The following is a 20,330-nucleotide window of genomic DNA, read 5'->3' on the forward strand; positions in this document are numbered from 1 at the left end:
GTCATGATGACGACCCATTCACCAACGCCCGAATCGAGCAAGCAGCGCGCACTTCGGATCGTGCTCGACTACCATCGTCGCGGCGATCGACTGGTCCGCTCGAAGTATTTTTGGACATTCATCGGCACACTCGTCGCGCTCGCTTACGTTGCCTGGCTGTTTGTCGGCGGCACAAGCGCGCAGCAACAACTTTCGCCCGGTTCGCTGGCGGCGGTCCATTCGTCGCTGAATTCTGATTGCGCGAAGTGTCATCAGAATTTCAAACCACTGAGCGCCGATGCCAGCGGCTCGCGGATGTTGCTCGCCGCCTTTCATGAAACGCATCCAGCGAAAGTCAGCTGCCGCGATTGTCATCCTCAGCAAACCGATTTGCCGCATCATCCCAACCAGTTGTCCACCGATGAGATGAGCTGCGCTGCCTGCCACGTCGATCACCAAGGGAGCGGTGCTCAACTCGCCCGGCCAGCTGATCGCACTTGTACGGTGTGTCACGAAGATATGGCCAGCCATCGTACGCGTTCGCAGTTCGAGCCGGCCCTGCAAAGCGTCGCTCAATTTGCCCGCCTCGCGCCCGAACAATTTGCTCATCCCGGTTTTCGCTCGCTGCCTGCCGAAGACAAGAACGATTTCAAATTCAACCACCAGCTTCACCTGCTCCCCGGCCAATGGCCTAAGGACGGCAAGCCCGAAGGAGCCTGGAAACTCGGCCAGATTCCCGCCGAGTTGCGCGAGCAATTCAAAACCAGTCCCGATCAATCGCTCGATTCACTGGTGCAGCTCGATTGCAGCTCCTGCCACGTCACGGCGACAACCGATTCTGGCGCGTACATGTTGCCGGTCAATTTTGAGCGGCATTGCCAGGCCTGCCATTCGCTGACCGTGGCAAAGACCTTGGGCGGAAATACCCAAACCTGGAACATCCGGCATGGCTTGAAACAGCTCGAACTGCGCGACGTGCTGCTCGGCATATCGGCCTCGGTCGAAAAACAAGATTCCAGCGCAACGAAGCTCTCGCCAAATTCGCCGCTTGGTCCACCGCTGCCGGTTCCTGGCAGGACGCCGGGGTTCAATCTTGCGCAACAGCTAGGCGATCCTGGCCAAGTCGATGCGTGGCAAAAAAGCTTGTTTCGCGAACAATGCTTGAAGTGCCACACCGACGCTTCAGCCCTATCAGCGAAGGAAGCCGAGCCGATCGATTTCCTCAAGCCGCGGATTCCCGAACGCTGGTTCACGCACGGCGCTTTCAATCACCGCACGCACGAAGCCTGGGCCAATTGCCGCGATTGCCATGCGGGAGCTTACGCTACCGATGCCACCGGCAAACCACCGATTGATGACCAGCGCGTTCTCGTGCCGAACATCGACAACTGCGTGCAGTGTCACGCGTCCAAAAGTACGCACGAAAAATTCAAAGCCACCGCGCGCTTCGATTGCGCAGAGTGCCATCGCTATCACCCGACGGGAGCGCAACCGCATGTCGCTCCATAACCGCTTGCTGCTCGTATTTCTGGCCGTTGTCGTCGCTGGCTGCAAACCAGCCGTACCCGCGGCGAGCGTTTATCAACTCACCAACGTCGTCGAGTCGGTAGAAAACAGAGCAACTGCACCAGCCGACGTTCATTTCGTCGGCCGCAATTCCTGTTCGGCCACGGCCTGCCATGGCCAACCGCAAGCCGAATCGATCAACTGGCGAAACGCTCATCAAGCGTTCGAAGCCAACGATCCTCACCGACGGGCCTTCGATGTGCTCTACACCGCGCGCTCGGTGCGGATGTATCGCTTGCTGGCCGAGGATGAGGCGAAAACGATCGACGATGGAGTTTACCTGCGGTTCCTCGAGAAGAATTGCGTCGGCTGCCACGCTACGCCGCCGCAGGGAATGCCAGCCAATGGTGCATTCGCTCCGCAACCGAGCCCGGAAGTTTACTGGCAAGGCGTGTCGTGCGAATCGTGCCACGGCCCGGCCAGTCGTTGGCTGGGAACACACTATTCTCTCTCGTGGCCAGAGAATGCCACCGCACGAACCCACCAAGCGGCGAATGGCTTTCAGGACACGCGCAACTTAGATTCGCGCGCCGCGGTCTGCCTCAACTGTCATCAGGGACCTCGCCAACTGGGCGAGGAAACGTACGACGTCAATCACGATCTAATCGCAGCCGGGCATCCGCGTTTGAAATTCGAACTCCACTCCTACCTGGCCAACTTGCCCAAGCATTGGAGCGAAGCTCAAGAACTGCAGCGGCAACAAGCTGCCGATTCTCAACTAGCGGCGGCCTTCCACTTCAACACCTGGCGGGCAGGGCAGAACCAATCCGCGGCCCGCGAACAGCAGCTGCGAGAGTTCCGCACGAAGAAATCCGCTGATGGACTCAGCGGCTGGGCCGAGTTTGCCAATCACGATTGCCGTCATTGTCATCATCTGACTGCCGAACACACTTTTCGTTTGACGCATAACGAACCGAGTGCCCGACCCGATCTCTTTAAAAATGTTTCACTCACGCCGACACCAGCCGAGCGGGCCGGAGTGCTGCTGAAGCATCTGGACCAAAGTCGTAAACCGCAAAGCACCGCTCTGTTGCCGAGCAGCGATCAAGGTGTCGACATTTATCTCGCAGCCGCTGCGTTCGCTCGCGATTTTCCGCAAGAGCCGCCGTTCACTGACCTGACTCGTTTGCAGTGGCTCCTCGCGCAACAAGCAGGCAAAACTCAATACGACCTGCCGACCAATTTCGATCCAGAACAACCCGAACTGAGACAAGCCTTGAACGATTTGCAACAAGCTCTCGAGCGATTGGCCCAGCCGAATCGTAACGGGAGTCGCCGACCATGATCATTCAAGAGTTGCAGCATTTGCAACATCAGCACGGCTATCTGCCGCGACATGCGCTGCGGCAATTATCCGACCGCCTCGCCGTGCCCCTGTATCGCATTCAGGAAGTGGCCAGCTTCTTTCCGCACTTCCGCATCTTCGCCGATGAAGCCGCCGAAGCTCGCGAGATCGCCAAGCTGCCGCAGTGTGAAGTTGCCGTTTGTCGCGACATGGCTTGCCGGTTACGCGGCTCGGCCGTGATCGCCGATCAGTTGAAACAACTCCCCGCTGCGAAGAACGGAACGCTCGCGGTGCATGAAGTCTCTTGCCTAGGCCGCTGCGATCGCGCGCCAGCTGTGCGCGTTCATCAGAACGACAGCCACTCGGTGCGCAATTTGTTTGGGCGCTCGCCAGACGAGGTTGTGCAACTCGTTTCGCAGTCAACCGGCAGTGTGGCTGCCGATTTGCCCGATGACCGCGACGAAGATCTCGCGCTGGACGCTGGCAGCTGGAAGATCAATTGCTATGCCAATCAGCCGCCGGAGCAGCGTTACGCTGCCGTCAAGCAATGGCTGAACGTGCTACAGAATCCACCGCCGCCGCGCCGGCCTGATCCCAACGCGCCGCGCGACGACAGGCCGCAGCATCCGCTGATCGCCGCGCTCTGGACTGCCAATCTACTCGGCATGGGTGGCGCTGGCGGGCGAGCCTGGAAGAAATGGGAAGAAGTGCTGCGGGCCCGCGGGCAACACAAATATGTCGTCTGCAACGGCGACGAAAGTGAGCCCGGCACCTTCAAGGACCGCGAGATTTTTCTCCGCACGCCGAACCTGGTGCTGGAAGGAATGATCCTCGCCGGCCTGCTGCTGCGAGCTCGTCGTGGTTATGTCTACATCCGTCACGAATACGAAGAGCCGATCGCTGCCATGCGGGCCGAGATCGACCGGGCTCGCGCGGCCGGCGTGTGCGGCAAGAATATTCTCGGCAGTGGCATCGATTTTGACGTGGAAGTGTTCGTCTCACCTGGTGGATATATCTGCGGCGAACAAACCGCGCTGATCCAAGCCATTCAAGACGAACGAGCCGAGCCTCGCAACAGGCCGCCGGAGTTGCAAACCAATGGCCTGTGGGACATGCCGACGCTGCTCAACAACGTCGAGACCTTCGCCTGGGTTCCATCGATCCTCACACAAGATGGCAGCGACGGCAGTTGGTATTCGAAACTCGGCCAAGCCAAAGCCGCGCCGGTAAAAGAGGGCGCGCTCCCCCATTACCAAGGTGCGCGCTTCTTCTCCGTCTCCGGCGATGTCGCCAAGCCCGGCGTGGTCGAAGTGCCGATCGGCATCACGCTTGGCGAGCTTATCGACAACTACTGCGGCGGCATGCGTGACGGTAAAAAACTGAAAGCCGTCGCCACCTCAGGGCCCTCGGCTGGTTTTCTTCCCGCCGCAATTCCACTCGATGCGTTCAGTCCGCGCGTGCAGAAAAAGCTGGCCGAGCACAAGCTCGTCGCGCCCGGCGACAAGGAATTCGAACTCCGCCGTTTGCCGCTCGAGCTCGGTGTGGTCCGCGATTTGAATCTCATGCTCGGCGGCGGCATGGTGGTCTACGACGAGCGGGCCGATCTGGTCGACCAGGCAGTGGCTTGTCTTCGTTTTTATCAATCCGAATCGTGCGGCAAGTGTGTCCCCTGTCGCATTGGCTCCACCAAGATACTTGAGCTGGGCGAAGCCATTCAGCGGAAAGAACTGACCGTCAGCGAAGTTGAAGGGCTGTTGTCGACCTCCGGCGGCTTGGTGCTGGAGTTGTCGCAAACGATGGCCGAGACGGCGATCTGCGGCCTGGGCAACGTCGCGCCGAATCCATTGCGGACGCTGCTATCGTATTTTCCCGGCGATTTGCAACCTTATCTTCGAGCACGGAAGTAACGCACGATGCCGGCCAAACTGTTTGTCGACGAAATCGCGCGGGCCTGGGAAGAGGAAGGTCTCTTCGCGCGCGACTTGAATGGCCAGCTGATTCGCGCCGAAGAAGCGACTGCGAAACAGTACAGTGAGTTTGTCACGATGACGATCGACGGCCAGTCGATCTCGGTGCCGCGAGCGACTCCCGCCGTCGATTCGCAAGGGAATATTATTTTTCTCGATGCCTCGGGGCGAACGCAGCCGCGGGCGACGACGATTCTCGATGCCCGCAATGCACTTCGCCGGCAGACGGAAAACAAACCTGAAGCCTGCGAACATTTCATTCCGACACTTTGCCACTTGCCGCACTTGCAGCCCGCTGGCGTGTGTCGCGTTTGCTCGGTCGCCGTGGGCAGAAAGGACTCGACCGGTCGGATCACGGTACAGGACAAACTTGTGCCAGCCTGCATGCAGCCGGTGCAGCCAGGAATGCAGATTTTCACGCTCGATGCGCCAAGCGAGGCAGCTGATCCTGAAGACAAATCGCACGAAGTGGCGCAGGCCGCGCGGAATCGCGTGCGCGCGAATGTCAAAACGCTCATGGAGCTGCTCTCAGCCGACCATCTGCCTACGCAGCCACCTGTCGCCGCCGATTCCGATGCGGCGAGCGATTTGGAAAAGCTCCTTGCTCGGCTGCAAGCGAAAGGGATGCAAGTGCAGCGGAGTCGGCTCGCGACACGCGCTGCTTCGCCTGCGCCGGTAGTGGCCAGCGACACTTCTTCGCCGCTCATTCAAGTCAATCACGAGGCGTGCATCCTGTGCGATCGCTGCGTCCGCTCCTGCAGCGACATCAAGCAGAACTTTGTCATCGGCCGCACCGGCAAGGGTTACATCACGCAGATCGGTTTTGATCTCGATCAACCGATGGGCGAATCGACCTGCGTGGAGTGCGGCGAGTGTGCGCTGAATTGCCCGACGACCGCGCTGACCATCACCAAGCCGCCGGAAGAACCCGAGTGGTGGCTGGAGCAAGTCGGCGGCGTGAACAGCGTGACGAAGCAGAAGTTCCGCGGCCATCCGGGCAAAACAGCCGTCACGCCGGAGTCGCTCGCCGCGCATCGTTACTTCGGCCAGCTCAGCTATCGGCAGCGGCAGTGGTTTCAGTACTCGATTGTGCGCTGGGAACTGAAACCGGGCGAGGAGCTTTGCCGCCGCGGCGACTACGGCTTTACGGCGTTTCTGCTGGAGAGCGGGCAGTTTGAAGGCTGGCGCTCCGATCCGCGCGAAGCACTGACGGAAACAACGAAAACGGGCGGCATTTTCAGTTGGCTCGGTCTTTCCTCAAGGACGCCCAAGATGCCGACGGCGGCGGAGTTGGGCAAACCCCATTTCGAATGCGGCGCTGAGGCGATCATCCTGGGCGAAATGACCCTCATCAGCCATCAAGCCCGCACGGCGACGCTGCGGGCCAAGACGCCTTGCGTGGTGTATGAAATTCGTCGCAACGTGCTCTATGCGCTGCAGCGGCATCCGTATGTCCGCGAGGAACTCGACAAGGTGTATCGAGCTCGCGCGCTGCGTGATGTGCTGGAGTTTGTCGAAAATCGTTCGGCGCGAAATCTCAAGCATCGCCTCTTCGGCGAACTCGGCGCTGAGGACCTGGAGAAATGCCGCCGCTTTCTGGAAACGGCCAGCCAAACGCCCATTTCGGCGACCAATCCCAAACGGCAGGTCGATTTGATTCGCGTCGAACCCGATCAGGTGATTTGCCGGCAAGATGAACTTGCCGAGGATTTTTACATCATCCGCATCGGTCACGTGAAAGTGACGCAAACGATCGCTGGCGAGGAGCGGGTCATCGATTACTTCCGGCCGAAGCATTCCTTCGGAGAAATTTCCTGCGTCGCCGATTGGGACGATCTGCAGTCAGAATTGCAACTGCAAGCCGGCGCGAGTCGACGCACGGCGACGTGTACGGCGCTGGATGACGTCGAGCTCATTCGCATCGATAAGCAGGTCTTTCGGCAACTGCTCGTGCAAGTGCCGGCTCTCTGCACCATCGTGCTCGCGCGAGCGAAACAGTTGCAATCGGCAGCACCAGTTCAACCTGCGGCACAAAAGCCGACGACGAACAGCCCGATTTTGCGTGAGTTCACCGAGCAGGGACTTTACAACGCGCAGCGGTTGCTGGTGCTCGATCTCGAAGCCTGCACGCGCTGCGACGAATGCACAAAAGCCTGTGCCGACACGCACGGCGGCGTGACGCGGTTGATCCGCGAAGGACTGCGGTTTGATAAGTGGTTGGTCGCCAGTTCCTGTCGGTCGTGTACTGATCCGTATTGCCTGGTTGGCTGTCCGGTCGATGCGATTCACCGCAGCGGCGAACGACTCGAAATTCAAATTGAAAAGCACTGCATCGGCTGCGGGTTGTGCGCGAACAATTGCCCGTACGGCAACATCAACATGCACGAGGAGCAAGCCGGGCCGATCTTGTCGCACACAGCGACGACGTGCGATCTGTGCCACAAAATCGTGGGACCGAACGAAGACGTCAGTTGCGTCTTCGCGTGTCCGCACAATGCTGCGTTCCGCATGAGCGGACCGCAGTTGCTCGGAAAAATCGAAGGGTACCGGGCGGTTTAGCGTGAGTCCTTCACCCCAACCCTCTCCCCGTATTACCGGGGCGAGGGAGTATGACGCCAGGGCAAAGGCTATTTGCTCTTCGGCTGTTCAATCGCAGCCATCTTTTCCGGCTTGAGCACTACGGTGCCGAGTGGTGGCAGCGTGAGATTCAGCTTATGGCTGCGGAAGTGCCAGCCGGGTTCCTCGGCTTGGACGCCGGGGAAGTTGCCTTTGTTCGAACCGCCGTAGTACTGCGAGTCGCTGTTGAAGACTTCCTGGTACCAGCCGCCGCGGGGCACACCGATTGGGTAGTTTTCGCGATAGGCAGGCGTGAAGTTCTGCACGACCAGTACGAAATCGTTCGGATCTTTGGCCTTCCGCAGATAGGCCAGCACGCTGTCGTTGCGGGCGTTGCACTCGACCCATTCGAAGCCGTCGCCATCGAAGTCGCGTTCGTACAGCGCGGGCTCGGCGCGGAGCAGCTTGTTCAGGTCAGCGACCATCTTCTGCATGCCGGCGTGCGATTCCCATTGCAGCAGGTCCCACTGCAGTTCGGCATCGTGGTTCCATTCGTTCCACTGAGCAATGTCGCTGCCCATGTAGAGCAGCTTCTTGCCCGGGTGCGTCCACATGTACGAATACAAGAGACGCAGGTTGGCGAAGCGTTGCCACAGGTCGCCCGGCATCTGGGCGAGCAGCGACTTCTTGCCGTGCACCACTTCATCGTGCGACAACGGCAGGCAGAAGTTTTCGGTGAAGGCATAGATGAGGCTGAAAGTCAGCTCGTCGTGATGGTATTGGCGGTGAATCGGATCGTGCTTCATGAAGCGAAGCGTATCGTTCATCCAACCCATGTTCCACTTGATGCTGAAACCCAGGCCGCCCGTCTCGACCGGCCGAGAGACGCCGCCCCACGCGGTCGATTCTTCGGCGATCGTCAGCACGCCAGGGAAATTGCCGTGGGCTTCGTAGTTGAACTCGCGGAGCAGCGAAATGGCTTCCAGGTTTTCGCGGCCGCCGTGGACGTTCGGAATCCACTCGCCTTCTTTGCGGCTGTAGTCGAGATAAAGCATCGAGGCCACGGCATCGACGCGCAGACCGTCGATGTGGTACTTGTCCAGCCAGAACAGCGCGTTGCTGAGTAGGAAGTTCCGCACTTCGTGCCGGCCATAGTTGAAGATCATCGTCCCCCAGTCGGGATGTTCGCCCATGCGGGGATCTTCGTGCTCGAACATCGCCGTGCCGTCGAAGCGGCGCAGGCCGTGGCCATCTTTGGGGAAGTGGGCCGGGACCCAGTCGACGATCACGCCAATATCGTTTTGATGGCAGTAATCGACGAAGTACATGAAGTCTTCGGGCGTTCCGTGGCGGCTCGTCGCCGCGAAGTAACCAACCGTTTGATAGCCCCAGCTCCCCGAGTAAGGATGTTCGCTGATCGGCAGCAATTCGATGTGCGTGTAGCCCATCTCTTTGACGTAGGCGACGAGCTGATGAGCCAGCTCGCGGTACGACATCCAACCATGATGGCGCGAAGGGTCCCGCCGCCAGCTGCCGAGGTGGCACTCATAAACGCTGATCGGCTTATCCAGTTGATTGGTCGCCGTGCGGCGAGCCATCCACTCGCTGTCTTGCCACTGATGCTGCGTGAGGTCGGTCACGATCGAAGCCGTGCGCGGCGGCAACTCGGCAGCGAAGCCGAACGGATCGGATTTGTCGACCGATTCGCCCCACTTGGATTTGACGCGGTACTTGTACTTCTCACCCGCTTGCATGCCAGGGATGAAGATTTCCCACACGCCGCTGCTCTCGCGGCGACGCATCAAGTTGCGGCGGGCATCCCATTGATTGAAATCGCCGACCAGCGAAATGCTCTGCGCGTTCGGAGCCCAAACAGCAAAGTTAACGCCCTTCACCCCCTTCACTTCGCGCAGTTGCGCGCCGAGCTTGTCATAGGCTTTCAGCAGCCGGCCTTGCCCGAACAGGTGCAAGTCAAACGGCGTGAGCATCGGTTCGAAGGAATACGGATCATGTTGCGTGGTCATCTCGCCCCCCTGATTGGCAAATCGTAGCTGATATTGTGGCTCCGATTGCTGCGACGGCAACGGGCAGAATGCCTCGAACAACCCGGCCGGGTGGATTTTCCGCATTGGCCGAGACACGCCATGCGACTCGTCCAGAACCCAGCCTTGCTGAGCTTCGGGGGAAAACGCCCGCACTGCAAGTACCTGGCGGCCGTCATGTTGCACTACGGCTGGTCCGAGGACGCTCGTAGGGTCGTGCAAATTGGCATCGAGCAAAGACGACATATTTGAAAGAGAAACACTGGTGCGCACGCTCAGCTCCGCTGTTCGTTACTAAGTGGGATGTTCGGTGGTGGGAAAAATCGCAGGGGAAAGTCAGTGGCAGGCAGACCGGTAGGGTCAACTCCCTGCAGGCAGGAAGTTTTTTTCGGTGGGAGAGGCTGTCTGATCGCGGTTAGCGATCACCGTTGCTGAAGAGGCTGCGAACTCCACCCACAGCTCGTTGCCACAGCGAAGTAGCTGCAGCGGGCTGACGGGCACGAGTTCGCCGAGGTGATGCTTTGGCTGTTGCGGTTGATGCTGGTTCGCCCGCATCAAATCGCAACTGCTTGCCACGCACACGGCGGGGTTTGGGCATCGTAACGGCTGATGCCGTTGCTGAGAAGTCGACCGCATCGCCCGTGATCGACTCAGGCAGGTTCAGGTCATCGCTTCCTGTGCCGATGGTCAGCTTGCAATTCACCTGGTGAATTTGCAGGGCCTGATCGACGCGGCGCCACAGGTCGCTGTTCTTAATGGGCGTCAGGCTGCCGAAGCGCTCCCATTGGTAGTCGTTCTCACGCCATTGGTTGAGCCCTTCGCGAATGCCGCGGCTAATGGCCTGCGACTGCGTGTGGAGCGTGACTTGCGACGGTTGATCGAGGGCTTCGAGGCCGCGGACAATCGCGAGCAGCTCGAGTCGTTCGCGGGAATTGCCTTCTTCTTCGTCTTCGGCGTCGAGCACCGTCTCGCCTTCTGGCGATTGCAGCACAAATCGCCACCGGCCACCGTATTCGGCAGCGGTCGTTTCGGCATCGGCATTGGCCTGGCCGCGGGAAGGAGCCCCGACCAGCGTGTTGCCGGTGACGTGGGCGAAGAGCATGAAGTGAGGTGCGGAGACGCTCATGGGAGGTGGAGCCGGTGAGAGCCGGATTTAAAGTCCTGGGCCGACAGGTCGCCAAGTGCGTGCATCCTGCCTGGAACCAGAGGCTATCCCGCGCCTCCGCTCGAACTCTGCGTCTGCCGGGCTTAGCCGGTGTAGAAACAATAGCTCGTTACAACATCCATCGGCCCGGTCTACGTCACTGCTTCAAATTATCCAGCCGACAGAGTTTGGTTCTCTGTCACCTTTTGAAATTCCGCGCACGATCGTGCGGGTTAAGAGAATGAACCACAGAGGCACAGGGGACACGGAGAAGTTACTCTCCGTGTCTCGGTGGTCAAATCACCAGACCGGATGCTCGAAATACTCCGGCAAAAACTCCTCGATGAAAGTCTTTTGCGGAGCGCCCAGGTTTTGCAAAGCAGACTTCAGCAACTCGATCCCTTGCTTGCGATCGGTTAACTCAATATCCACACCGCAGTAGTCGATTGCGTCGCCATCACCGAGCGACGAACCGCCACCAACCACTTCGCCCAAACCATGATTTTGCAGCATTTCCTGCAGCGGCACTTCGTACTTGGCCGCCCGTTCTAGCGGCTTGATATCTTCGTGAATTCGCACGTAGACGAAATGCAGCCCCACCACGGCCGAACTTTCAGCCATTTCTGCGGTCATGAACTCGACACGGCTAGCATACTCAGGATCCGGCTCAGGCATGGTGGTTACACCGCGGCGAGAATCTGATCCCCAACGCTCCACTTCGCCGGGTTCGCCGCATCTCGTTCGATGCGCCGATACAGCGTATCGCGCTCAATCGGTTCGCGGCCTGCTTCGATGATCAGGCGGCGGATTTGTTCCGTCGTCAGCAACTCGGGAGTCGTGGCCCCCGCATCGTGGTAGATCAATTCGTGACGAACCGTGCCATCGATATCATCAGCGCCGTAAGCCAGCGCCGATTGTGCCGTGCCGATGCCGAGCATGATCCAATAAGCCTTGATGTGCGCGATGTTGTCGAGCATCAGCCGGCTGACCGCGATCGTCCGAAGATCCATCAGCGCCGACGGCTTTTTGATGTGCGACAAGCCGGTGTTTTCTGGATGGAAGGCCAGCGGAATGAACGTTTGGAAACCGCCGGTTTCGTCCTGCAGTTCCCGCAGGCGGATCAGGTGATCGATGCGATGGAAGGCGTTTTCGATGTGTCCATACAGCATCGTGCAGTTGGTTTTGATCCCCAGCTGATGAGCGGTCCGGTGAATGTCGATCCAGTTGCGACAATCGGCTTTGTGTTCGCAAATCTTGCCGCGGACTTCCGGGTGGAAAATCTCCGCGCCGCCGCCGGGCATCGAGCCCATTCCGGCAGCTCGCTGCTCTTCGAGAATGGAACGGACCGAGCGCTTCGTCAGAAACTCAAACCAGTTAATCTCGACGCCCGTCCAAGCCTTCAAGTGCAGATCAGGAAACGCATCGTGCAGTTGCTGCACGACGTTCAAATACCAGTCGTACTTCTTTTGATGGTGTAGACCGCCGACGATGTGCAGTTCGGTGCAGCCGTTATCGACTGCTTCCTGGCCGCGGGCGATGATTTGCTCATCGCTCATCGCGTAACCCTTGGCTTCGCGCAGGTCGGAACGAAACGCACAAAACGTGCAGCGATAAACGCAGACGTTCGTGGCGTTCAGGTGCGTATTGATGTTGTAATACGCCGCGTTGCCGTTCTTCCGCTCGCGTACGAGATTCGCCAGGGCACCAACTTCGTGCAGCGGCGTGGCCTGATCGTATAGCACCAAGCCGTCGTCGAGCGACAGCCGCTCGCCGGCATAAACCTTGTCCTTGATGGCTTCAAAAGCAGCGGGCGTAAATCCAGACATATCAGCAACTTGGGCGAAACTTCGAAAATCGGTGCCGCATCCGCGCGGCCACCTCACAACTGTCTAACCGTCGAGTTTAGGGGTGAGATAACGGCTTGTCGATGCCGCGACGGTTCTGCATGTCAGAGATGAACTTTGTTCTGCGTCGCAAACTCGTCCCGCACGAACGCTTCAACGCTGGCAACTTGTTCTGTTGAAATTCCGAAGCCGGGTCTCAGTTCTTGCAACTTCTTGATGCCCTCTTCTGCATCGGGCACTTGCTTCTTTACGAGCAGCCAGGCGAGCACGATGGAACCGGTTCTGCCGTGACCGAGTGCGCAGTGGACAAACAGGTTCCCGCACCGCCGGCGTTCCGCGAGCCATTTCAAGGCAATCCGCAAGTTTGCTGCGCTGACCGGCAGGCCGTCGAGTAGGGGCAACGATTTGTAGTCTGCGGTTGGTACCCACACCCGCGAAAACTCCGCCGCCAGATCGAGTACACCAGCAAATTCAACAGGCAGTTGCGACGCTTCGCGCTTGGTGAGACGCCGACCAAACCACAGCCCCGGTGCAAACTCAGCAATCGCTGGCTGCTTGCGATTGAGTAGCCGGGCAATCCCCAGGCTCAGTCTGATCAGCAGGAAATAGCAAACCCAGCGGTTCCAGGCCAATTTCTCAAACGTCCCATCGTCCAGCTTGCCAAACCAGCGAGGCTGATCACACGCATAGGTTAACCCCACACCTGCAAAGGTAAGGGCCAGAATTGCCAAGGGAACTTGAACGAGCCCGTTCGCGCCAAAAGGGATTGCGACACCCAAGATGGCTGCCAACAGCAAGAACAAGATCGGGTACTTCATCGCTCAATCGCCGCTTCGCAAAACGTCAGCGCCGCAATGCCGTTTGCGCCGATCAGCAGGTTGTCCGGGTTCCAGGCCGCGCTGTCGAGATAAGTGACTTGCGTCGCCTTGCTCGGAGCTTTCAACTTCAGCGTCAGCTTGTTGCCAACAGCCGCGCCGGACTCGACCTGCTTCGGTTCGCTGATCAGATGGAACTGGTTGACGAGCGAATCTTGCCAAACGACCGGCTGATCGAACTCGAGGGCCAGTTCATCCTTCTTGTCCGAGGTGAAATAAGCCTTTTGTAGATTCGGTGGATTGATCGGCTGTTTAAACGGTTTGCCGTAGAGATGCGTTTCGACTTGCGGCTGGATGAGCCGGGCGAACTCCGCATAACCGGCAGCGGGAAAGTGGCAGCCGCCCGGCGGCTTCACGCCGCAGGTCGACATGATGCTGAGGTTGGAAAACAGCCCCGGCATGTTGCGTTGCACTTCGCGCAGGCGGTTGTCGGAACCGTTAATTCCCATCGAGCATGACTTCGGCCAGATTTGGAACGTGAAGTAATGCTCGACGTTCGGAAAATCGCTCTTCCAGCTGCCGGCCAGGTCGACAAAGAACTGCTGATACGTTTCAAAGCCGTAAGTGCCGGTCGGGCCGTCCGATCCCTGATCGCTTTCGCCCTGATGCCAGATAATGCCCCGCACGCCGTGCGTCAGCCGAGCTTCTTGCACCCGCCATAGCAGACGGCCGTAGATCGTTTTGATGTCGGTCGGATCCTCGTCGTTCCGAATGTGCTGATCGATCCGTGTGCCGCCGACGGCGCCGTTGATGATGCAGATCGGCATCTTCCGGCTCTCGACCAATCGCCGGCCGAGTTCCATGCCCCAGAAACCGATCTCGGCTTTGCCGCCCGGCGCGCGAGCTTCGGCGGGTGCCCATTTTTTCAATCGCGAGCCCGGTCCGCCGTCGGTAGCACCGAAAGTGCGAACCCATTCGTTTGGTACCAGCGGGTTTTCTTTGCCGAAGTCATTGGCTACCGCATTCGATTGGCCCGTGATGATGAAGGCATCGCCGCAGACGATGTTCGTCGCCGTGTGCAGGACCTTCTCTTCGCCCTTCTGCTTCACGCCGAACTCGGTGCGGTATTTCACCAGGCCCGCTTTGATCTTGGCCGTGAGTCCATATTGCTTCTCAGGAGTGACGCGAGCATTGAGCGTGTCGACCAATTTGTCGTCGGCATAGATTCGTAGGAATGCAACTTCGGCTGGCTCCAGCAGCGTGCCGGCGTAAACGATCGTTCCTTCCGCGCTCGCGCCCTCGCGAGCAATGAATTGTCCATCCTCGGGCTGTTCACGTTCGGCAATTGGCTGCGGCAGCCATTTGTCTTTTTCCTGCGGCTGGGTGACGCGAATCTCGGTCGTCTTCACCACCGGCTCGCCGCCGTTGCTCACGGCCAGCTTGATTCGCAGCAAGCCATCGCCTTGAGCTCGCTTCAGCTGCAGTTTGTCGCTGGCTTGCTTGATGACCGCAACATCGTCGGCCGACCATTGGAATTCCAATGGCACGCCGGCTTGCTTCACGGCGTCGGCGTTCGAAATCTTCGGAGCAATTTCGAGCGGCTTACGGCCATTCCATGTCGCCGGCACATCGAGCGTGAACTGCGGCTCTGCAATTGCTTCGCGAATGGAAATGTCGATCGTCTTGCTCTTTACCTCGCTGGGATAAACCGCACGGACAATCAACTGCGCTTTGCTATCTCCGGTCACGCGTCCTGCGGCGAAGGTATGTGCAAAGCGATCGGTGGCAACGAGCGACTCTTGTTCGCCGCGTTTCAGGATCCAGTAAATCTTCTGCGCACCGCCGGCCTTCACCGACACGTCAGCCGTTTTGCCTTCGCCGATTTCGAGCTTTTCGGTGGAGACGGAAAACGCATCGCCAGTCTGTACCAGCGGCCCCACCAGCGTTTGCTGTGGCTTTTGATTTTCGAATTGCAGCTTGATCCACTCGGCCGAGCGGACGACGCTCGAGATGCGGACTTCGTCGATATCGCCGGTGAATTGGTAATTGTTGTACCAACCGCCGATCCACAGCCGAGCCGGACGCTTGATCTCCAGTGGCGGGCCTTGGCCTTTATTCGTGACGTCGAGCTGACCATTGACGTAGAGCTTGGCTTCACCTTTTTCATAGGTGTGCACCACGTGGTGCCAATCGCCAGTCGAGAGAGGGATCGCGCCGTTCACATTGCCGCCCGAGAAGTAGCAATCGACGTGAGCATGTGGCGGGCTGCGATACTGCACGACGACCTTGCCCTTGGCGTGCTCGTTGCCCCAGCTGACGATCAGCACGTTCGGCTTCTCGGCGCGGAACCAAGCCTCGGTGCTGTGCGATTCGGATCCTTGCGGCAGCGATTCGATTTTCTCGCCGGCCGTCAGTCCCTTGCCGGGCAGAAAGTGCCGGGACGAACCAATCATGCCCTGCGATGCCGTGGTGCCGGTGTCGGTGGTTGTGAGCGTGCCTACTGCATCGTTGGCTGGTTCATTCATGTGCCAGGCGGCGACGTATCCATTGGAAGAATTGAACACGGCAGCGCCGTTCGATTCGCTCTTGGCGGCAGCATTGCCCCAGAACATGCGCAGCATCTGTCGGGCATTGCCGGTGATCTTCGGCACGCGGACCCAAACGCTCGCGGTGCCCTGATCAGCGTTCCATTCTTCAATTTGGTGAGCGATTGATTCTCCGCTGCTCGTAGCAAAGCGGATGTCTTCGCCCTGCGGCTGGGCTTGCTTGAAATCGAAGAAGTCGCGGTGCAAACGAACGAGCACCGGAAAGTTCTCGCAAACGGCTTCGGCTGGCAGATGGGCTCCTTCAGGAGTTGTCAGCAGCCAGAATTCGCCTCGCTGTTTCCAGTCCTGATAGGGCTCGCTCTTGGCTTGAGCGAAACCGATGGAGGGCAGCAACGACCAAACAACCAGACCGACAAACAGAGCAGCGCGCAGCATGGAGAGACTCGGCAGGTGAGTAGGGTGGGGAGAGACCGCTGCCTATCATCACCGCCCGAATTGGCAGTTGCAATCGCAGGCAGATAGCAACTGGCCGAGCAACAGCGCAGAATAACCGCCATGCACCTCGATCCGCACTCCAACGAACCGCCGATCGGCGACGATCCATTCGCCGCCCCCGGTCCGATGACCGGCTATCGGTTCTCGGAGCGTCCCGAGGATGGCAAGGATGCCACTGGTGGGCCATGGACAATCGCCACCAGTCCCTGGCAGACCTGGCTCTGGTTCGTCCGCGTTCTGTCAGCCGATCCCACCCATCACGTGCCGCCGCGGTTCGGCACTTCGGCGATTTTAGGCATTACAACGCTGTTAGCTTTACTTTTCGCATTGTTCCGCGCGGTCGATCTCCATCCGCTCAATTACATCTTCTCGACGCTGCTCCTGTTCACGGTCGTGCTGGTGCAAATGCGCTGGGGGCACATGGCTCGGCCGGCGTCGATCGTTGCCGGCGCCATCTGGCTGCCGCTGTTTGTCCTTACGCTGATTGCCTTTGTGGAAGAGCCGCCGGCCCTGCTGGGGGCCTGTTGCGCGGTCCCGGTGCTGGTGCCGATTGGTGGCTTCTTCGGCTACTTGGCCGGCACGTGTGCTGGCGGCTTCTTTTTACTGATGGAATTATTTGAGAAGTATTGGGAACGCCGGATGCAGCAGAGCGGGTCGACCCCACCCGCTGCGGCCCCGACGCAGCTTGACGACCCGAAAGGGCACCGTTAGAATCCGCCGAAAATCCAAAGCGGCCAAAGGGTTGTGACTCCCGGCCGCCTGCTTTTAAAAGCACCTGTTTTTCACAGCATGGTGCTTTCGAAAGCACTGCGATTAACAACCAACCTGTTATCAGAACCCGACCAGGAAACAGACATGGCCGATGCCCGCAAACCCTCTCCGCGATCCGGTACGTCCGCGCGGGCGGCGGCCAAGGGCCCGGCGGTCAAAAAGCCTCGGAAAGAACCAATGGCAGAATCGGAATCGGAATCGGTTACGGGCAACGTCTTTGATGTCGAGCGGATTCGCAAGCTCGTCGAGCTGATGAAGGAACACGATCTCAACGAGATCGACCTCCGCGAATCGCGTCAACGGCTCCGCATTCAACGGGGCGCTGCCGTGCAATACGCCGCGCCGCAGATGATGGCTGCCCCTCCTCAAATGATGGCAGCCAGCGCTCCAGCGCCAGCCGCTGCCGCGAGCGGTGGCAAGAGTGCGCCGGCTGCAGATGGCCCGAACATCACGATCATCAAGAGCCCGATGGTCGGTACGTTCTATTCCAAGGCCAACCCCAAGGCAGCCCCGTTTGTGAAGGTCGGCGATCGCGTCGATACCAACACGACGATCTGCATTGTCGAAGCCATGAAGGTCTTCAACGAGATCCCTGCCGAGGTACGGGGCTCGATCGTCGCCGTGCTCGTCGAAGAAGGCGAAGCCGTCGAATTCGACAAGCCGCTGTTCAAGGTCGACACCAGCAAGTAAGTCGCCCGTCGTCCGGCCCTCCAGCAATGTCTCGCCGGGTTTCCGGCCATTTAGCCGCCGGTAACCCGGCTATCGAGCAATGTTTAAAAGAATTCTGATTGCTAACCGCGGCGAAATCGCGCTGCGGATCATCCGGGCTTGCAAAGAGCTCGGCATCGAAACCGTCTGCGTTTACAGCACAGCCGACAAGGGCTCGCAGTATCTGCAGCTCGCCGATCAAACCTATTGCATCGGCCCGCCGAAGAGCGTGCAGTCGTACTTGAAGATCGATCAGATCATCGCCGCTGCCGAACTGGGCGAGGTCGACGCGATCCATCCAGGTTACGGCTTTCTCGCTGAAAACGCCCACTTCAACGAAGTGGTTCGCAGCTGCGGCTTTGGCTTCATCGGCCCCACACCCGAAGCCATGGATGCCCTGGGCGATAAGAACCGCGCTCGCGAAGCAGCCCGCAAAGCCAAAGTTCCCGTTGTGCCCGGCTCGGCTGGCTTGATCGAAGACGACGAAGAAGCCGTCAAAGTCGCCCGCGAAATCGGTTACCCCGTGCTCATCAAGGCTACGGCTGGTGGTGGCGGCAAGGGCATGCGCGTCGCTCCCAACGAAGCGGCCCTCAAGCCCGCGCTGCAAGCCGCCAAGACCGAAGCCGCCGCCGCGTTCGGCAACGCTGGCGTGTATCTCGAACGCTACATCGAAAAGCCCCGCCACGTCGAAGTGCAAATCATCGCCGATCACCACGGCAATGCGATTCACCTCTTCGAGCGCGAATGCTCGACTCAGCGCCGCCATCAAAAACTGATCGAAGAATCGCCGGCCCCGCGCTTGCCCGCCGCTCGTCGTCAGGAAATGTGCGACGCTGCCGTTCGCCTGGTAAAGACTGTCGGCTATCAAAACGCCGGCACCGTCGAGTTCATTGTCGATCAGCAGGACAACTTCTACTTCATCGAAGTCAACGCTCGCGTCCAGGTCGAACACCCCGTCACCGAAATGGTCACCGGCGTCGACATCATCAAGACGCAGATCTTGGTCGCCAGTGGCGAGCCGCTGCCGTTCAAGCAGGAAGACATCAAGCAGACCGGTTGTGCGATCGAGTGCCGCATCAATGCGGAAAACCCCGACCGCAACTTCCAACCCTGCCCCGGCTTGATCAAGCAGATGTACATCCCCGGCGGCAACGGCGTGCGGTTCGACTCGCACGCTCACCCCGGCTACAGCGTGCCGCCATACTACGACTCGATGATCGGCAAGCTGATCGTCTACAAGCCGACCCGCGCCGAAGCCATCGCCACCATGATCCGGGCCCTCGATGAACTTCGCTTCGAAGGGATCCAATCGACGGCTCCCTTCCACAAAAAGGTGCTCAGCCATCAGATCTTCGCCGACGCCTTGGTCGACACGGGCTTCGTCGAGCGGACCTTCCTCACCGCCGGCACCTAGCCGGAACTAGGCAGGAATATATAACAGGTTATTGCAATTTGATTTTGCCGTAACCTGTTATTCGGCAGCCACTTAAGCCAAAAGCACTGCACCTGGCTATAACCTTTTATAACCGCGACAAAATGTCGTACCCGACAGTCGCGGATGGGAGCTGCACCAGCTAGCGGGCGGACGGTATCTAGACCGTTGCGCGAGTCAGGCCGCCAGCAAAGGGCAGCGCGGGAAACGAACGCACTTGATATGGGGCAACATTTTGCTGCCGAGCGATGCCTAGCCACGTATCGATCATGCTGGGCAACCTTTGGTGGAGTTGCTCAACGGTAAATTGATTCGCCGCGACGCGTTGCAGTACCGCAGTGATCGGCTCGACGAATAGTGAGCATTGACCACGAGAAAGTTCTGTGGTCACGGCCTGCAGTTGTGCGGCCTGATTATCGAGACAGTAAACGGCGCCAGGATGCCTATAGACCGACTCGCCGAAGCAGAGCACGGGTAGTCGCTGATTCAAGGCTTCGATGGCTGTCGATGAATTGATGCAAGCCAGCGCGCGGCTGGCGCTCAATGCTTGCTGCAAAGTGGACGAATCGTCCCACAGATGGCCGCGCGACAGCACGAGTTCCTTCAGGCCTGCCGCTGGTGGATGGCGCGGATGCGGCCGGACTCGCACGCGGAGGGCGGAGTGCTTGGTAACGTGATCCACCAGCGCAGCCATGTCTCGAAACCAGGGCGAGTAATCGGTCAGTTGCGTGTCGCGGTCGTACTGCAGCAGCAGCAGGAGATCTCCCTTATCGCGCACCTGTAGCGGAGTCTGCCCGTTGGCGGCCAGCGGTTTGTTCGCCCAACTCGCGCCGATGTTTACTCCGACGTCGTCGAGTTGGACGGTGGCTTGCTGCGGATACCAGCCATGTTCTACGTAGACAACGTGGGCTCCCAGTTCGCGCAGCAGGCGCACGCTCGGCAGGTATCGCTGCTTGATGCCGTTCCAAACAAAGGCGAGATCCGGCCTGCCAGCCCACCAACGATTGGGCAACCAACCACTCAACGGCCCAAACCAGTAATTCATCTGGTGCCCTTGGGCTTTGCAAGTCTGGGCGATCTGCTGAAGTGCTGGCAAGCAGCGCGCAGAGAACGGAAGTTGAACGAGGATTTTTGCCATTCGTCACCTTGCAGTCCAAGCGAAGCCGCCAAGTTTCGTCGC

14 protein-coding genes are annotated in these 20,330 nt (G+C 59.2%); 7 read left to right on the top strand and 7 right to left on the bottom strand.

Annotated features, from left to right (window positions below):
* Positions 1-6: 6 nt before the first annotated feature.
* Genes M9Q49_RS20590 through M9Q49_RS20605 form a run of 4 tightly spaced genes read left to right on the top strand, consistent with a single transcriptional unit; the run spans position 7 to position 7,356 of the window.
* Positions 7-1,488, top strand: a complete 1,482-nt coding sequence (locus tag M9Q49_RS20590; protein ID WP_254510715.1) for a cytochrome c3 family protein — start codon at positions 7-9, stop codon at positions 1,486-1,488.
* A complete protein-coding gene (locus M9Q49_RS20595) occupies positions 1,475-2,830 on the top strand; it encodes a cytochrome c family protein (protein WP_254510716.1) in 1,356 nt (451 codons plus the stop codon). Before M9Q49_RS20590 ends, M9Q49_RS20595 begins: the two co-directional genes overlap by 14 nt.
* Positions 2,827-4,737, top strand: coding sequence for an NADH-ubiquinone oxidoreductase-F iron-sulfur binding region domain-containing protein (locus tag M9Q49_RS20600; protein ID WP_254510717.1), 1,911 nt, complete (start codon positions 2,827-2,829; stop codon positions 4,735-4,737). The genes M9Q49_RS20595 and M9Q49_RS20600 overlap by 4 nt, the downstream gene beginning before the upstream one ends.
* Positions 4,738-4,743: 6 nt before the next feature.
* Positions 4,744-7,356, top strand: coding sequence for a cyclic nucleotide-binding domain-containing protein (locus M9Q49_RS20605; RefSeq protein ID WP_254510718.1), 2,613 nt, complete (start codon positions 4,744-4,746; stop codon positions 7,354-7,356).
* Between the two features lie 68 nt (positions 7,357-7,424).
* Here the strand turns inward: M9Q49_RS20605 and glgB are convergent, their stop codons facing one another.
* From glgB to M9Q49_RS20635, 6 genes are all read right to left on the bottom strand, one after another.
* On the bottom strand, positions 7,425-9,668 hold the full coding sequence (gene glgB, locus M9Q49_RS20610; RefSeq protein ID WP_254510719.1) for a 1,4-alpha-glucan branching protein GlgB: 2,244 nt from the start codon (positions 9,666-9,668) through the stop codon (positions 7,425-7,427).
* A 142-nt stretch (positions 9,669-9,810) separates the two neighbouring features.
* A complete protein-coding gene (locus M9Q49_RS20615) occupies positions 9,811-10,521 on the bottom strand; it encodes an RNase H family protein (protein ID WP_254510720.1) in 711 nt (236 codons plus the stop codon).
* A 318-nt stretch (positions 10,522-10,839) separates the two neighbouring features.
* Positions 10,840-11,214 carry a hypothetical protein gene (locus M9Q49_RS20620; protein WP_254510721.1) on the bottom strand — a complete coding sequence of 125 codons (375 nt, stop codon included), beginning with the start codon at positions 11,212-11,214 and terminating at the stop codon, positions 10,840-10,842.
* A 5-nt stretch (positions 11,215-11,219) separates the two neighbouring features.
* Positions 11,220-12,365 (bottom strand): aminofutalosine synthase MqnE, encoded by a 1,146-nt coding sequence (mqnE, locus tag M9Q49_RS20625; protein ID WP_254510722.1) that lies wholly within the window; start codon positions 12,363-12,365, stop codon positions 11,220-11,222.
* Positions 12,366-12,487: 122 nt separating this feature from the next.
* The gene (locus M9Q49_RS20630; RefSeq protein ID WP_254510723.1) at positions 12,488-13,186 is read right to left on the bottom strand and encodes a hypothetical protein; all 699 of its coding nucleotides are present in this window, start codon (positions 13,184-13,186) and stop codon (positions 12,488-12,490) included.
* A gap of 11 nt (positions 13,187-13,197) precedes the next feature.
* Complete coding sequence (locus tag M9Q49_RS20635; RefSeq protein WP_254510724.1) at positions 13,198-16,179, bottom strand: DUF2341 domain-containing protein; 2,982 nt, start codon at positions 16,177-16,179, stop codon at positions 13,198-13,200.
* 120 nt (positions 16,180-16,299) lie between these two features.
* On the opposite strand from M9Q49_RS20635, the gene M9Q49_RS20640 reads away from it, so the two are divergent.
* The 3 genes from M9Q49_RS20640 (at position 16,300) to accC (ending at position 19,132) form a co-directional block, all read left to right on the top strand.
* Positions 16,300-16,950: a hypothetical protein gene (locus M9Q49_RS20640; RefSeq protein ID WP_254510725.1), complete on the top strand. Its 651-nt coding sequence runs from the start codon at positions 16,300-16,302 to the stop codon at positions 16,948-16,950.
* 237 nt (positions 16,951-17,187) lie between these two features.
* Positions 17,188-17,700: an acetyl-CoA carboxylase biotin carboxyl carrier protein gene (accB, locus tag M9Q49_RS20645; protein ID WP_254510726.1), complete on the top strand. Its 513-nt coding sequence runs from the start codon at positions 17,188-17,190 to the stop codon at positions 17,698-17,700.
* Between the two features lie 79 nt (positions 17,701-17,779).
* Positions 17,780-19,132, top strand: coding sequence for an acetyl-CoA carboxylase biotin carboxylase subunit (gene accC, locus M9Q49_RS20650; RefSeq protein ID WP_254510727.1), 1,353 nt, complete (start codon positions 17,780-17,782; stop codon positions 19,130-19,132).
* Positions 19,133-19,310: 178 nt separating this feature from the next.
* Here accC and M9Q49_RS20655 read toward each other — a convergent pair whose 3' ends face one another.
* Positions 19,311-20,195, bottom strand: a complete 885-nt coding sequence (locus M9Q49_RS20655; RefSeq protein WP_254510728.1) for a capsular polysaccharide export protein, LipB/KpsS family — start codon at positions 20,193-20,195, stop codon at positions 19,311-19,313.
* Positions 20,196-20,330: the final 135 nt, after the last annotated feature.

The sequence above is a fragment of the Anatilimnocola floriformis genome, assembly GCF_024256385.1.
In the GTDB taxonomy this organism is placed as follows: Bacteria; Planctomycetota; Planctomycetia; order Pirellulales; family Pirellulaceae; genus Anatilimnocola; species Anatilimnocola floriformis.